Origin of the sequence: Bacillus sp. MUM 116 (genome assembly GCF_001866655.1) — a bacterium.
Lineage (GTDB): Bacteria > Bacillota > Bacilli > Bacillales > Cytobacillaceae > Neobacillus.
Genome location: NZ_MLYR01000017.1, coordinates 23,560 through 39,115 on the forward strand (window position 1 = coordinate 23,560; position 15,556 = coordinate 39,115).

The 15,556-nt window shown below is 39.3% G+C and carries 15 protein-coding genes; 13 read left to right on the plus strand and 2 right to left on the minus strand.

The window, feature by feature from the left end:
- Positions 1–610: 610 nt before the first annotated feature.
- The 7 genes from BIV60_RS04060 (at position 611) to BIV60_RS04090 (ending at position 6,644) form a co-directional block, all read left to right on the plus strand.
- Complete coding sequence (locus BIV60_RS04060) at positions 611–985, plus strand: hypothetical protein (RefSeq protein ID WP_071354441.1); 375 nt, start codon at positions 611–613, stop codon at positions 983–985.
- A gap of 31 nt (positions 986–1,016) precedes the next feature.
- Positions 1,017–1,283 carry a zinc ribbon domain-containing protein gene (locus tag BIV60_RS04065; protein WP_218145918.1) on the plus strand — a complete coding sequence of 89 codons (267 nt, stop codon included), beginning with the start codon at positions 1,017–1,019 and terminating at the stop codon, positions 1,281–1,283.
- Between the two features lie 216 nt (positions 1,284–1,499).
- Positions 1,500–1,793: an Asp-tRNA(Asn)/Glu-tRNA(Gln) amidotransferase subunit GatC gene (gatC, locus tag BIV60_RS04070; RefSeq protein ID WP_071354442.1), complete on the plus strand. Its 294-nt coding sequence runs from the start codon at positions 1,500–1,502 to the stop codon at positions 1,791–1,793.
- A 14-nt stretch (positions 1,794–1,807) separates the two neighbouring features.
- The gene (gatA, locus tag BIV60_RS04075; RefSeq protein WP_071354443.1) at positions 1,808–3,265 is read left to right on the plus strand and encodes an Asp-tRNA(Asn)/Glu-tRNA(Gln) amidotransferase subunit GatA; all 1,458 of its coding nucleotides are present in this window, start codon (positions 1,808–1,810) and stop codon (positions 3,263–3,265) included.
- Positions 3,266–3,277: 12 nt separating this feature from the next.
- Positions 3,278–4,705 (plus strand): Asp-tRNA(Asn)/Glu-tRNA(Gln) amidotransferase subunit GatB, encoded by a 1,428-nt coding sequence (gene gatB, locus BIV60_RS04080; RefSeq protein ID WP_071354444.1) that lies wholly within the window; start codon positions 3,278–3,280, stop codon positions 4,703–4,705.
- Between the two features lie 560 nt (positions 4,706–5,265).
- On the plus strand, positions 5,266–6,066 hold the full coding sequence (locus BIV60_RS04085) for a nucleotidyltransferase domain-containing protein (protein ID WP_071354445.1): 801 nt from the start codon (positions 5,266–5,268) through the stop codon (positions 6,064–6,066).
- Positions 6,067–6,101: 35 nt separating this feature from the next.
- A complete protein-coding gene (locus BIV60_RS04090; RefSeq protein WP_071354446.1) occupies positions 6,102–6,644 on the plus strand; it encodes a DUF1697 domain-containing protein in 543 nt (180 codons plus the stop codon).
- Between the two features lie 208 nt (positions 6,645–6,852).
- On the opposite strand, the gene putP is transcribed toward BIV60_RS04090, so the two are convergent.
- Positions 6,853–8,334 (minus strand): sodium/proline symporter PutP, encoded by a 1,482-nt coding sequence (gene putP / locus BIV60_RS04095; protein WP_071354447.1) that lies wholly within the window; start codon positions 8,332–8,334, stop codon positions 6,853–6,855.
- A gap of 222 nt (positions 8,335–8,556) precedes the next feature.
- Between putP and BIV60_RS04100 the strand changes: the two genes are divergently transcribed.
- Complete coding sequence (locus tag BIV60_RS04100) at positions 8,557–9,111, plus strand: thioredoxin family protein (protein WP_071354448.1); 555 nt, start codon at positions 8,557–8,559, stop codon at positions 9,109–9,111.
- 37 nt (positions 9,112–9,148) lie between these two features.
- Here BIV60_RS04100 and plsY read toward each other — a convergent pair whose 3' ends face one another.
- A complete protein-coding gene (gene plsY / locus BIV60_RS04105) occupies positions 9,149–9,763 on the minus strand; it encodes a glycerol-3-phosphate 1-O-acyltransferase PlsY (protein WP_071354449.1) in 615 nt (204 codons plus the stop codon).
- Positions 9,764–10,071: 308 nt separating this feature from the next.
- Between plsY and BIV60_RS04110 the strand changes: the two genes are divergently transcribed.
- From BIV60_RS04110 to BIV60_RS04130, 5 genes are all read left to right on the plus strand, one after another.
- The gene (locus tag BIV60_RS04110; RefSeq protein ID WP_071354450.1) at positions 10,072–11,013 is read left to right on the plus strand and encodes a diacylglycerol kinase; all 942 of its coding nucleotides are present in this window, start codon (positions 10,072–10,074) and stop codon (positions 11,011–11,013) included.
- A gap of 182 nt (positions 11,014–11,195) precedes the next feature.
- Positions 11,196–11,747 (plus strand): cysteine hydrolase family protein, encoded by a 552-nt coding sequence (locus tag BIV60_RS04115; protein WP_071354451.1) that lies wholly within the window; start codon positions 11,196–11,198, stop codon positions 11,745–11,747.
- A 63-nt stretch (positions 11,748–11,810) separates the two neighbouring features.
- Positions 11,811–13,274 carry a nicotinate phosphoribosyltransferase gene (locus tag BIV60_RS04120; protein WP_071354452.1) on the plus strand — a complete coding sequence of 488 codons (1,464 nt, stop codon included), beginning with the start codon at positions 11,811–11,813 and terminating at the stop codon, positions 13,272–13,274.
- Between the two features lie 165 nt (positions 13,275–13,439).
- The gene (locus tag BIV60_RS04125) at positions 13,440–14,120 is read left to right on the plus strand and encodes a response regulator transcription factor (protein WP_071354453.1); all 681 of its coding nucleotides are present in this window, start codon (positions 13,440–13,442) and stop codon (positions 14,118–14,120) included.
- Positions 14,113–15,462, plus strand: a complete 1,350-nt coding sequence (locus BIV60_RS04130; protein WP_071354454.1) for an ATP-binding protein — start codon at positions 14,113–14,115, stop codon at positions 15,460–15,462. Before BIV60_RS04125 ends, BIV60_RS04130 begins: the two co-directional genes overlap by 8 nt.
- Positions 15,463–15,556 lie beyond the last annotated feature (94 nt).

Consider the following 15,556-nt stretch of genomic DNA (forward strand, 5'->3'; position numbering starts at 1 on the left):
ATAAGCCGACTGATTTCAAGTTTAACCAAACGTTTGAGTGAAAAGGTTATGGGGCCTTATTTATAGGGGGTTTTGCACTAAAACGATTTAAAAATAATGCCGGAATTTGACGTTAATTCTTACGCTCTTTTATAAAGGCAATTTTCGCATAGATTGTTGTTTTTCGTATAAGTTCTTCAACCCGTATAACAAAATGCTTCGTGGCATCTTTTCGTAAGAACATTTGCGAAAATTGCCTAGAAATTTAGTAAATGACCCTTATTAAGGTCCAAAAGCAACAAAGTTTACGAAAAGAGCCTTTATAAACATCAAAATACTTAAGAATAAAAAGCAAATCCCTCCAATCAAAATAGAAATGACTGGACACCAACTTAGTATATTCACAGTTCCATTTCCAACAGGCCCAGACATCGGCGTATTCATTTTATAAAAACTAAAAAGTGAAATAAAAATCATGAACAGCGAACAAATTAATAAAATGTATTTTCGCAAAACCTCGCCCCCTAGTATTCAACTAGTCTTTGAAATAGTCGAATGGGTATTTTACACAGAACTTATAAGATATGGTAACATTTTATGTGAGAAAAGGATGGAAAAGGAGAGTGATTTTTTGAATAGCAATAAAACAATTTTGGCAGCTTCGATTATTTTGTCGTTAGGAATTGTAATTGGATGTTTGATCATTACATTCAAACCTTTTCAGGATACAAATGTTTCGAAGGCAGCGACGAATGATGATAAGAATGCAGTTTTGATTAATATCGATGAAGCTTCTAAATTACTTGGTTTATCTAAGGAAGAATTGAAAATGATTATTTCTGCTGAAAAAAAGAGTATGGCAGAAACTGGTGTATTTGATGGCACGATGCTCCCCTATGTAGTTGTAAATGGAAAACAGTATTTTGAAAGAACAAGTCTATTAAAGTGGGCCGTTGAAGGCTCAACCCAGCATCGAGAATATCAGAATGGAGAAAGGTATCAATAGTTTGAGCTATTATAGAAATGGAGGAGTTATTGTGGCAAAAGGTTCAAAAAACTTCTTTAAAATATTTGCAAAAAATATTAAACAATCAATGGGACCTGGTCAATATCGTGTAAATGGAATTAATGTTACATGTATTCATTGTCAACATGACCGCTTTGAACATGGATATGCTCAATTGAATACGGCAGTAGCCACCTTTTTTAAGCTTGATTTTGCCAATCGTTCAGCAACTGTCTTGACATGTCATAGATGCGGATATGTTCACTGGTTTAATAAAAAGGTTGATAGAATTGATTAGGTACCTCCACTTTATAAATGAAAATCTCCTAAGGCATCCCCTCTATTCCCAATACTACCATTATACGGAAAGATAATTTTATTTTTCAAAAAATATTAAATTAAAAGTAAAAACTATTGCCAATACTGATGAGGAATCATTGCGATAACGCAGAAAAGTTTGGTATTATCAATAGTAAAATAACATTGTTAAACTTAAGCAGGAGGTTCAAAATATATGTCACGAATTTCAAGTGAGCAGGTGAAGCATGTTGCAAATCTGGCACGGCTTGCCATCACGGAAGAGGAAGCAGAAAAGTTTACAAAACAGCTTGACGCGATTATTACCTTTGCAGAACAGTTAAATGAACTGAACACAGAAAATGTGAAACCAACCTATCATGTTTTAGATATGAAAAATGTGCTGCGTGAAGACATCCCGCAAAAAGGGCTGCCGCGTGAAGAGGTACTTAAAAATGCACCGGCACATAAAGATGGCCAAATTAAAGTACCTTCAATTTTGGGAGAATAAGGAGTGCAAAAATAGTGGGTTTATTTGATTATAAAGTTTCAGATCTTCATGAACTATTACATAAAAAAGAACTGAAAGTCTCAGACCTTGTAGATGAATCGTATAAACGCATCAATGAGGTAGAAGACAAAGTACAGGCCTTCTTGACACTGGACGAAGAACGTGCCAGGCAAACAGCAAATACTCTAGATGAAAAACTAAACGCAGGCACAGCAGAGGGTCTGCTTTTTGGAATGCCTATCGGTGTGAAGGATAACATTGTCACAAAGGGATTAAGAACAACCTGTGCAAGTAAAATTCTTGAAAACTTTGATCCTATTTACGATGCGAAAGTGGTACAAAAGCTGCAAAAGGCGGAAACCGTGACCATTGGTAAATTAAACATGGACGAGTTTGCCATGGGTTCATCAAACGAAAACTCTGCTTATAAAAAGACACGCAATCCTTGGAACTTGGAAACTGTTCCAGGCGGATCTTCCGGCGGTTCTGCGGCTTCCGTGGCAGCTGGTGAAGTTTTATTTTCCCTTGGCTCTGATACAGGCGGTTCCATCCGTCAACCGGCATCATTTTGTGGTGTTGTCGGCTTAAAGCCAACCTATGGCCGTGTATCACGCTTTGGGTTAGTAGCATTTGCATCATCACTTGATCAAATTGGTCCAATCACAAGAACGGTTGAGGATAATGCATATTTATTACAAGCCATTTCAGGCTTAGACCCAATGGACTCAACTTCTGCGAATGTGGATGTTCCAAACTTCACTGATGCATTAACAGGTGATATAAAAGGCTTACGAATTGCTGTACCAAAAGAATACCTTGGTGAAGGTGTCAATGAATCAGTCCGTCAATCGGTTTTAGATGCATTAAAGGTTCTTGAAGGTTTAGGAGCTGTTTGGGAAGAAGTATCACTGCCACATTCTAAATATGCGCTTGCAACCTATTATTTGCTTTCTTCGTCAGAAGCTTCAGCGAACTTGGCTCGCTTTGATGGGGTTCGTTACGGATACCGAACACCGGATGCTGAGAATTTAATGGATTTATATAAAAAGACAAGAGCAGAGGGCTTCGGTGACGAGGTTAAACGCCGGATTATGCTTGGAACCTTTGCGTTGAGCTCAGGTTATTACGATGCTTATTATAAAAAAGCGCAGCAAGCTCGGACGTTAATTAAGAAAGACTTTGAAGATGTTTTTGAAAAATATGATGTGATCGTCGGTCCAACCACACCAACTCCAGCGTTTAAAATTGGCGAAAAAATCGATGATCCATTAACAATGTATGTTAACGATATTTTAACAATCCCTGTTAACTTGGCAGGGGTACCTGGCATTTCTGTACCGTGCGGCTTTGACGGCGGTCTGCCGCTTGGCTTGCAAATCATTGGTAAACACTTTGATGAAGCAACGGTTTATCGTGTAGCTCATGCATTTGAGCAGGCAACAGACTTTCATAAACAGAAGCCAGGACTGTAGGGGGTGGAAAGAATGGAATTTGAAACAGTGATTGGACTAGAAGTCCATGTTGAATTAAAAACTGACTCCAAAATCTTTTCGGCAAGCCCAAATCATTTTGGGGCTGAGCCGAATACAAATACAAGTGTAATTGATCTCGGTTATCCGGGAGTTCTGCCAGTGCTTAATAAAAAGGCAGTCGATTTTGGGATGAAAGCAGCCATGGCTTTGAATTGTGAGGTTGCGACCCATACAAAATTTGACCGAAAAAACTATTTTTATCCGGACAATCCAAAGGCCTATCAAATTTCACAGTTTGACCAGCCGATTGGCGAGCATGGCTGGATTGAAATTGAAGTCAATGGCTATACGAAAAAGATTGGAATTACCAGAATCCATCTTGAGGAGGATGCCGGTAAACTCAACCATGAAAAAGGCTACTCTTTATGCGATTACAACCGCCAAGGAACACCGCTTGTTGAAATCGTTTCTGAGCCGGATATCCGTACACCGGATGAAGCTTATGCCTATCTTGAAAAATTAAAATCGATTATTCAATACACAGGCGTTTCCGATTGTAAAATGGAAGAAGGTTCACTTCGCTGTGATGCCAATATTTCGATTCGTCCAGTGGGACAAGAGGAATTTGGTACAAAAACAGAATTGAAAAACCTGAACTCATTCAATTTTGTCCGTAAAGGTCTTGAATATGAAGAAAAGCGCCAAAGAGAAGTTGTTTCCGCAGGTGGAAAAATTGATCAGGAAACACGCCGCTTTGATGAGGCTACTGGTGCAACACTCTTGATGCGTGTGAAAGAGGGTTCGGATGACTATCGTTACTTCCCAGAACCGGATTTGCTTGAGCTATACATTGATGATGAGTGGAAGGCACGGATTCGCGTAGAAATCCCAGAGCTTCCTGATCAACGCCAAAAGCGTTATGTAGAGGAACTTGGGTTACCTGTCTATGATGCAAAAGTTCTTACGGTAATAAAAGAAACAGCCGATTTCTTCGAAGCTACCGTAAATGCAGGTGCAGATGCCAAGATGGCTTCCAACTGGATTATGGGTGAAGTTTCTGGTTATTTGAACGCTGAAGGGAAAGAGCTTCACGAGGTTGCCTTAACTCCAGAAGGTTTGGCTAGCATGATTAAACTGATTGAAAATGGTACGATTTCTTCTAAAATTGCGAAGACCGTTTTCAAAGAGTTAATTGAAAACGGCGGCGATGCGGAAAAAATCGTTAAGGAAAAAGGACTTGTGCAAATTTCCGATGAGGGAACATTGCTGAAAGTCATTGCAGAGGTATTGGATGCCAATCCACAGTCGATCGAAGACTTCAAGAATGGTAAACAGAAAGCAGTTGGCTTCCTTGTTGGTCAGCTGATGAAGGCTACGAAAGGGCAAGCAAATCCTCAGGTAGTTAATAAATTGTTACAGCAAGAATTACAAAAAAGATAATGATTAAGGCTGGCAGCATTCCAACTGCCAGCTATTTTTATAGATGAGAAAGTTTAACATTCGACTTTGAGAATTGTCCAGCTCCAGCGCCCAGCGACTAGTGTACTTCACTCGCCTCCCTACGATAAGTCAAGCACGAATGCGCTATCGCTCTTCGTGTTTCCTTTATCTCAGTCGCCTTGCTCCAGTCCTGTCGTGCGCTAAACGGGCGCTTCCGCTTTTCTTATAGGGTTTGTCGAAATAATTATCGACATTCTTCTTTTCATTTCCCAGGAAAAAACTCTGTTGTAAAAGGGATTCAGGCAGAATTAATCAAATGTTTAGTTGATAAGGAAAAAGGTTGAGTATTGTCGGAGGATGTAGAATTAGTGGTATTTTGACAGCGTTTTGTATAGCTCTTTATGAAATGTCAAAGTCTAGTTTAAGTTTCGACCAATTTTTTATTCGTTATTGCAGGGAAACTCTTATTTAAAGATGTTTATGGCATTTTTAATCAAACGATTGATTGGGAAAAATGAGAGGGAAATTAGGTCGAAGTATGATGAAAAGGAGTGATTACTTTGAGAGAACATATCCAAGAGTTAATAGAGACCTTGGAAAAGGATTATGATATTAAGATTCTTTATGCTTGTGAGTCGGGAAGCAGGGCATGGGGGTTTCCTTCCAATGACAGTGATTATGATGTAAGGTTTATTTATATCCATAAGAGGAATTGGTATTTATCGATTGACCAAGGAAGAGATGTAATTGAGGTTCCTAGCAGGGATTCAATTTCGATTCCGATTGATCCCTTGTTAGATGTAAGCGGTTGGGAATTAACAAAGGCATTAAGACTCTTTCGCAAATCTAATCCCCCGCTCTTAGAATGGCTTCGATCTAGTATCGTGTATTACCAGTCATTTTCCACTATTGATAAAATGAGAATCTTAGATGAACAGATTTTTTCTCCCACATCATGTTTATATCATTATTTGAATATGGCAAAAGGTAATTTTCGAGAGTACCTTCAAGCAGAGGAGGTTAAAATTAAAAAGTATTTTTACGTACTGCGCCCTATCTTAGCTGCTAAATGTATTGAACAATATAATACGATTCCGCCGATTGAATTTCATTCCTTAGTAGAAAAGATTATCCCAGATGGTTCACTTCGAAAGGAAATTGACACTTTATTAAAGAGAAAAATAGCGGGGGAAGAGCTTAAATTAGAACCAAGAATTGATGTAATCAATCAATATCTCCAGAAAGAAATTGAGTATCTCGAATGGTTCGTAAAAGGGTTGAATATTGAAATATCAGATCCGACAGAGATGCTGAATCAGCTTTTTAGAGGAACATTGGACGAGGTATGGGGTAGAGTTTAAAATGGCGACTTATCTTGAAAAAGTGAGGTTTATTTATGATTTATATCGCTCTATTACGTGGGATCAATGTCGGCGGACATAATAAAATCAAAATGGCCGATTTAAAAAAGATGTTGGAAACGATTGGGTTAAAAAATGTGAAAACTTATATTCAAAGTGGAAATGCTCTTTTTGAATCGGAAGAGATTGCTGCGGAACTAACTCGAAAAATAGAGGAGGCAATCCAGAAAGAGTTCGGATTTCCTATCACAGTTGTCCTTAGGACTGCTCCAGAATTGGAACAGATTATCAAGAAGTGTCCTTACTCTCTTGATGATCTTTTCGAAGGAGAAAGTGTTCATGTAGCCTTTTTAGCAGGCATGCCGACTGATGAAGGGATTAACTATCTTCAAAACTTTAATAAGGGGAATGATGAATATCATATTGAAGGGCAGGATGTATACTTATACTTCCGTCAAAGTATACGGGATTCAAAGCTGGCGGCCCAGCTACCGAAACTTGGAGTTCAAGCAACATTAAGGAACTGGAAAACGGTAAGGAAGCTAGATTCAATGGTTAAAGAAATGGAGAAAGCATAGTTTATGAAGGACAAAAGCCGTGGAACTCAATTGTGAAAATGTCCCTCATAGTGGGATGAAAGGACAAAACACAAAGAAAAATCGGTAAAAGTGTCCATCCACGGAAGCTGGAAAGACAAAATTTATAAAAAAACTGGAAAAGTGTCCTTCAAACCATTCCTTTCCTATATAAAAACCCGCCCGGACCAATTCCGGGCGGGTTGAACGATTAAGCACCAGTTTTTAACAAACGAACGCTCTCATCAAATTCTTTTTCAATTTCAGCGTTTTTCTTATGCGTAGCCAAGCTGACTGCGACAGAAACGATTAAGTTGAAGACGAAGCCTGGAACGATTTCATAAAGAGTATCGCCAAGACCAACATTTTTCCAAACAATAACCGTAACTGCACCAACAATCATCCCGAATAAGGCACCCCAGTTGTTCATCTTTTTCCAGAATAAGCTTAAAAGAATGATTGGACCGAAAGAGGCTCCGAAACCTGCCCATGCATAAGCAACAAGGCTTAAGATAGTGCTGTTTTGCTTGAAGGCAAGAGCTGTTGCAATTACAGCAACCAATAAAACGGCCATTCTTCCTAAGAATACAAGCTCTTTATCCTTCGCATCTTTACGTACAACTACTTTATATAAGTCTTCAATTAACGCACTTGAAGTAACGATTAATTGGGAAGAAATTGTACTCATGATTGCTGCAAGAATTGCGGCTAAAGCAAATCCGGCGAATAATGGATGGAAAAAGATTTGGCTTAACGTAATAAATACTGCTTCTGGATTGTCCAGTTTATGTGCTGCATTATGATAGAAATAAGCCTTACCCACAAATCCACAAAAGATTGTCCCAATTAAAGAAATAATCATCCAGCTCATCCCGATACGGCGGGCGCTTTTTGTTTCTTTAATCGTCTTAATTGCCATAAAGCGGACAACGATATGCGGCTGTCCGAAGTAACCAAGGCCCCAGGCCATTGCTGAGACAATCCCAATGAAGGAAGTTCCTTTAAACCAATCGAGTAATGTAGGGTCAATGTGGCGGATGGTTTCAAACGTTTGCGCAGGACCGCCAGTTTTGAAAATCCCAAGTGCTGGAACAAAGAACAAAGCAAGCAGCATCATTAATCCTTGAATAAAATCGGTGTAACTTACGGCCAAGAATCCACCAAATAAAGTGTAGGCAATGGTAACGCCCCCAACAATATAAAGGCCAGTAAGGTAGCTTGTACCAAAAGAACTTTGGAAAAATACTGCTCCGGAGACTAAACCTGAAGAAACATAGAAAGTAAAGAATATAAGAATAACAATACCTGAAACAATCCGGAGTAATTTTGTATTGTCTTTAAAACGGTTTTCTAAAAAACTTGGAATGGTGATGGAATCATTTGCGACTTGTGTATAAGAGCGCAGGCGTGGTGCAACTAGTTTCCAGTTCAGATAAGCACCAATTGTTAATCCGATGGCAATCCAGGCGCTTGCCAAACCGGTTACATAAATTCCGCCAGGCAACCCCATAAGTAACCAGCCGCTCATATCAGCTGCACCGGCACTTAAAGCGGTTACAGCAGGCCCTAAAGATCGGCCGCCAAGCATGTAATCCGTGAGATTACTTGTTTTGCGATATGCATACCAACCGATTAACAGCATACCGGCTAGGTAAATTCCGATCGAAACTAGTTGTAAAGTTTGATTGGACATAATTTTCCCCCTTTGTTATATTGGAAATCATTTAAAATAATATTTCCTTTATAGAAAATATTCTAGCAACTTTGCATAAATATGACTAGTCCCTAATAATTATTTTTTTAAAATAGTAATTTATATTTGTGAAATAATGTTAGGTGTTACCTTGAGCATCTGCGTTGTAACGCGAAAAGGATTTGATTATCATTGAAGAAAATGGAAGGGGAGTTGTGAAAAATGAACTTAAATGAATGGTATCTTAAAGGGATGACCCCGGAAGAATACATAAATTCAATGTCTCGTAATAAAGAAGAAATGCTTACGATTTACGAGGGTTATCAAGTAAGTAAAGCAGACAAAACAAAGCTCGAACCTGTAAAAGCGAGGGAGCTTCGGGCAATTGTTCTTACAGAGGACTGGTGCGGGGACGCATTATTGAACAATCCAATTTTGCTGAGAATCGCAGATGCAGCCGGCATGGAGGTCCGTTTTGTTCTTCGTGACCAGAACCTTGAGTTAATGGATCAATACTTAACTAATGGAACTTCCCGTGCAATTCCGATTTTCATTTTTATCGACCAAGAGGGAAATGAAGCAGGGGTTTGGGGACCAAGGGCAACAGAAATCCAAGAACTTGTGGACAAAGGCCGTTCAGAATTGCCGGACAAAGAGGCTCCTGATTTTCAGGAAAAACAAATGGCGTTATATAAACGCTTAGCAAAATCATACCAAATTGATTCTGGCATTTGGCAGACTGTTGCAAATAGCCTTCTAACAACACTTTTAAAATAAATTGAAAATCTCCGGTTGGAATGACCAGCCGGAGATTTCATTTTTTTATTGGCGGAATCCTGTCATTTTTTATGTTTTTATCATTAATTTTGGGTTCAATACCAAGGATGAAATTACGGATGTTCGAGCGGTGAAGGTAAAGTAAAAAAATCGCGAATAACAAAAAGATAAGTTCGGACTCCAGTTTTGGAGACAGGAACGAATAGGTTAACATACTTAGACCGACTGAAATTGAGCCGAAAAATACGTATTTGGATAAAAAGATAACCGAAAAGAAGGTAAGATAGGCAATTAGGAACAGGAGAAAATTAGCAACCATTAACGCACCGGCAGTGGTAGCAATGGCTTTACCGCCCCTAAAACCGGCGGAAATCGGGAAGCAATGTCCCAGAACGGCAGCAAAGCCAAAAATTAGCGGCTCATGGTCAAGATGAAAGTAGAACGGCAGAAAGGAAGCGGTTGCCCCCTTGCCGATATCAATCAGCAGGACAAAAACAGCTGATTTTCTCCCCAGAACCCTCAATGTATTGGTTGCTCCGGGATTTTTGCTTCCGTATTCACGAATATCAATACCATAGAGTAGCTTGCCTACAATCAAGGCGGTGGGAAAACTCCCCATTAAGTAGGAAGCAATTAGCAACAGCCAAAACATTTATAGCATCCATCCCTTTTCAAAATATTTTATAAATAGAGTTGAATATAAAATTTGGTCAAGTTGCTAATAGCTATTCAAGTTTATAAGCGGATATTCCTATAAATTAATTCTCGTTCTTTCTAGCTCCCCAATTGCAATTTTTTTGCAAAAAAATAAAAAAACGTTATGATAGTAGACGGACGTTTCAGGATAGAATAGTCATTATGGCTATCAATAATGATTGTAAGGCAGGATGTTAATTGGTAGAATATAGAAGGTGAAACAGAACATCCAATAAAGATTTCTATAAATAGGATGATGATGGAATGAAAAGAGCTAGATTGATTTATAATCCCACATCAGGACGTGAAATTTTAAAACGTAATCTTCCGGAAATCCTTTCTAAATTAGAGACTGCCGGGTATGAGGCTTCATGTCACGCAACAACCGGTACCGGGGATGCGACAGAAGCAGCACGGATTGCGGTAAAGCGTCGCTTTGATGTGGTCATTGCAGCAGGCGGTGATGGAACGATTCATGAAGTGGTCAACGGCCTTGCGGAACAGGAATATCGCCCAAAACTAGGGATTATTCCCGCCGGAACCACCAATGATTTTGCCCGAGCCCTGCAAATTCCTCGTGATATCGGCTCAGCTGTTGATATTATTACAAAAGGGGAGTTAATTCCCGTTGATATTGGCCGAATTAATGATAAGTATTTCATTAATATTGCCGGGGGCGGGAGAATTACTGAGCTTACATATGAAGTGCCGAGCAAGTTGAAGACCATGCTTGGTCAGCTTGCTTATTATTTAAAAGGAATGGAGATGCTTCCATCAATCAAAGCTTCCGAGGTCAGGATTGAATATGATGGAAAGCTCTTTGAAGGGGAAGCTATGCTGTTCCTTGTCGGCCTAACGAATTCAATCGGCGGGTTTGAGAAGCTTGCACCTGACTCATCGATTAATGATGGTCTTTTTTCATTGTTAATATTGAAAAAAATTAATCTTGCCGAGTTTATCAGAGTGGCGACTCTGGCCATTCGCGGAGAACATATAAATGATTCAAATGTCATTTATACTCAGGCAAATCGGATTAAGGTTTACTCCAATGAAAAAGTTCAATTGAATTTAGATGGAGAATTCGGTGGATTGCTTCCGGCCGAATTTGAAAATCTTTATCGGCATTTAGAGGTGTTTGTACCTCTTGATGATATTCGCCCGCTTGACCGGCCTACTGATTGGGTGCCGGGAAAAAGATATAGTTAAAAAGGTCCGCTCTGATTAGCGGGCTTTTTGTATAGAAAAGAAACTGGCAAAATTGAAATTCACCACAATGTGGTAGACAAATCAAATTTTTATAGGTAATAATGAGGTCTTTTGCTGTCATTATTGTGTATAATGGATGAAAGACACTAGTCAAGACAGGAATGTGAAGGAGTGAACGTATTATGCCAAAAAAAGCATTAATCAATATCGATTACACCAATGATTTTGTTGCAGATCACGGTGCATTAACATGCGGTGATCCAGGGCAGGCGATTGAAGGGAAAATCATCGATATCACAAAAGAATTTATTGAAAATGATGATTATGTTGTTTTTGCCATTGATGTTCACGACAAAGGTGATAAATACCATCCGGAAACAGAATTATTTCCACCGCATAACCTGCGTGGGACCGCAGGCCGGCAGTTGTTTGGCGGGCTTCAAGCCGTTTACGACGAAAATAAACATCGTGACAATGTGGCTTTTATGGATAAAACAAGATATTCCGCTTTTGCCGGCACCGATTTAGAGATAAAGCTGCGTGAACGGGGGGTTACAGAGGTTCACCTTGTTGGAGTCTGTACCGATATTTGTGTCCTCCACGCGGCTGTCGACGCTTATAATAAGGGCTTTACGATTATTGTCTATAAAGAGGCAGTTGCTTCCTTTAATCCTAATGGCCATGACTGGGCTTTGGGACATTTTGAACAATCGCTTGGCGCTATGGTGAAATAGTCACGATAGTGGTAGAATAATGAAAATGGTGAAAATGCTCTTGCAGAAATTCGGAGGTCTATGATGAAACACATTTATCATGATGATAGCTTAACTTTGCATACGGATCTTTACCAGATTAATATGACGGAAACGTATTGGAGAGACGGAATACATAATAAACGTGCAGTCTTCGAATTATTTTTCCGAAAACTTCCGTTTGGGAATGGTTACGCCGTTTTTGCCGGATTGGAAAAAGTGATCCAATATATTCGAGGCTTTCGTTTTAGTGAAGATGATTTAGCTTATTTAAAAAATGAAGTTGGGTATGAGGATGATTTTTTAAATTATCTTAAGGATTTAAGATTTACAGGAACCATTCGTGCGATGAAAGAGGGAGAGCTGGTTTACGGGAACGAACCGATTCTGCGTGTCGATGCTCCGCTGGGGGAAGCGCAATTAGTTGAAACGGCTTTGCTTAACATTGTGAATTACCAAACATTGATTGCAACTAAGGCATCAAGGATTAAGCAGGTTGTCGGCGATGAAATTGCGATGGAATTTGGGACAAGACGGGCACAGGAAATGGATGCAGCGGTGTGGGGGACAAGATCCGCATATTTAGCAGGATTCGAGGCTACAAGTAACGTCCGTGCCGGGAAAATGTTTGGAATCCCAGTTTCGGGTACGCATGCCCATGCAATGGTCCAAGCGTATAAGGATGAATACACAGCTTTTCACAAATATGCCGAAACACACAAAGACTGCGTTTTTTTAGTCGATACGTATGATACGCTCCGTCTTGGCGTGCCTAATGCTATCAAGGTGGCGAAGGAGTTAGGCGATAAAATTAATTTTATCGGAATCCGCCTGGATAGTGGAGACTTGGCGTATTTGTCAAAGGAAACACGTAAAATGCTGGATGAGGCCGGTTTTGAAAAGGCGAAGATCTTTGCATCGAGCGATTTGGATGAGTATACAATCATTAACTTGAAAGCGCAGGGCGCCAAAATTAACAGCTGGGGAATTGGTACGAAATTGATTACGGCGTATGACCAGGCTGCACTTGGTGCTGTGTATAAAATTGTCTCCATTGAAAATGAGCAAGGGGAAATGGAGGATACCATTAAAATTTCCTCTAATCCAGAAAAGGTAACGACTCCAGGATTGAAAAAGATTTATCGGATCATTAATAATAAAAAGAACCATGCGGAAGGCGATTACATTGCCATGGAGGATGAGACGCTGCCGGAAAAACAGTTGAAAATGTTCCATCCAACCCATACGTTTATGAATAAAGTGGTTACGAACTTTACAGCAAAAGAGCTTCATGAAGATATTTTTGTGAAGGGTGAGCTTGTGTACGAAATTCCTTGTCTTGAGGAATCACGTGAGTATCTGAAGCAAAATCTTGATGCCCTATGGCCGGAGTACAAGCGGACTATGAATCCGGAAGAGTACCCAGTGGATCTTAGCCAAAATTGCTGGGATAACAAGATGAAAAATATTGAAGAAGTGAAAGAAAAAGTTGTATCAATGCAGGAATAGGATAAATAGGCGTCCCTTTGCAAGGGGCGTCTTTTATTTGGTAAGAAACAAAGAAAAAATAGTGTCCTCCTCAGATGGACAAATTGCCGCAAATGTTCTTCTGCGGTGCCAGGCACCGTGTTTTTGGTTAAAATAAACGGTATGGACAGGAGGAGTTGATATAAGATGAAGCCGACTATTTTGATTGCGGATGATGATTCGAATATCCGGATGGTGACGCAGCTTTATTTGGAAAAGGAGGGGTTTCATACCCTCATCGCCAATGATGGTAAAGAGGCTATCAACTTGCTAGAAACGGAGAAAATAGACTGCGCTGTCATTGATTTAATGATGCCAAATATCGATGGCTGGCAGCTTTGCAAAAAAATTAGATCTTATTATGAGATTCCTGTATTAATGTTGACGGCTCGGGCTGAGTCAGAAGATGTAATCAAAGGGTTCCAAATTGGCACGGATGATTATGTGACAAAGCCCTTTCATCCAGTGGAGCTTGTGATGCGCGTGAAATCCTTGTTAAAGAGGTATCGTGTGATTTCGGCGGGAAATTTATTATATAACCATATCCTTATTGACAGTTCCAGTTATAAAGTTCAAATCATGGATGAAGTGTTTATGCTGCCAACGAAGCAATTTGAATTATTATATATGTTAGCAAGCCACCCTGGAAAAATATTCACAAGAGATGAACTGATTGAGAAAATTTGGGGGCTGGATTATGAAGGAGATGAACGAACCGTCGATACCCATATTAAAAAGCTTCGTAAGCAATTGAAAGAATATGAAGACATACTTCAGATTGTAACGGTAAGAGGGCTTGGCTATAAGGTAGAAATTCATCATGATTAGATCGGTTTATATAAAAAATATTTTGAACTATTTTTTTGTTATTGTAGTGTCATTAATTATTTCATTTATAACAACGTATTTTTTGTTTCAGAAACAATTTACACAAATTCGGGAAGAAGAGTTAATTGTACAAGGAAAAGGAATTATTAATTTATATGAACAATTAGATGCGAAAGGGTTCACCGAATATTTAAAGACCCTGTCACCCCTGCCGTATGATATCTATCTTTATAATCAAAAGGGGTTAGTGGCAAAATCACCCCAAGCAGGCCCACCGGCAAATTTTACAAAAAAAAATATTAATGATGTATTAGATGGCGGTGTGTATCGAAATATGGCAGGTTCACAACATCGTTCCATTGGATTGCCTTTTGAAACGAAAAAAGGAAATTATGCGTTATTTATTAAACCTAGTATGAAGGAACAGTTTGGTCAAATAAGAAATATCATTTTGACTTCCCTTTTTATCGTATTGTTTTTAGGAGGTTCGCTTATTTTGATCACGACTCGCTTTTTAGTAAAGCCTGTCGTCCATGTAACAAAAGCAACGAAAGAACTGGCAAAAGGCAATTTTCAAATTCGCTTGGATATAAAAAGTAAGGATGAAATTGGGCAACTGTCAAAAAGCTTTAATTTTATGGTAGAGGAACTTGACAAACAAGAACAGACGCGCAAGGATTTCGTTGCAAATGTTTCCCACGAGCTTCAATCACCGCTTACAGCGATAAGGGGAATGGCGATTGCTTTAAAAGATAAAGCAGTAAAGCCTGGGGAGGAAAACCATTATTTTGACATGATTAAACAAGAAAGTGAACGGCTATCCAGCCTAACAAAACAGCTGTTAAAACTATCATCCCTTGAAGCGAATTCATCTCCCATCCACCCAAAGAAATTCTTTTTGGACCGGCAAATGCGAAATCAGATTGTGGCAATGCAGACCCTATGGACGGCGAAACAGCTTGAGGTTGATTTTGATATGCCGAAATTAGAAGTTTTTGCCGATGAAGGGTTATTGAATCAAGTGTGGGCCAATTTATTTTCAAACGCAATTAAATATAATCTGGTGAATGGAACTATTACCGTTCGAGGATTCAATCTAGCTAATCATATTGAGGTTTTGATTAGTAATACTGGCGAGGGAATCCCTGAAAAAGACCTACCGTTTGTTTTTGAACGATTTTATCGAGTGGAAAAAGCACATTCGCGTAATACCTACAGCTATGGACTTGGACTTGCAGTCGTGAAGCGGATTATTGAACTTCATCAGGGGAAAATCTCGGTAACGAGTATGAAAGGAAAAGAAACTACCTTCAAGATTATACTTCCAAAAGAAATAGGATAAATGCAGGCCGAATTCGGTCTGTATTTTTTAAATTCTTGGATCTAGGTCACACAGAGGACACATAACTAGTATATTCTTTTGTTTGGTAATCATT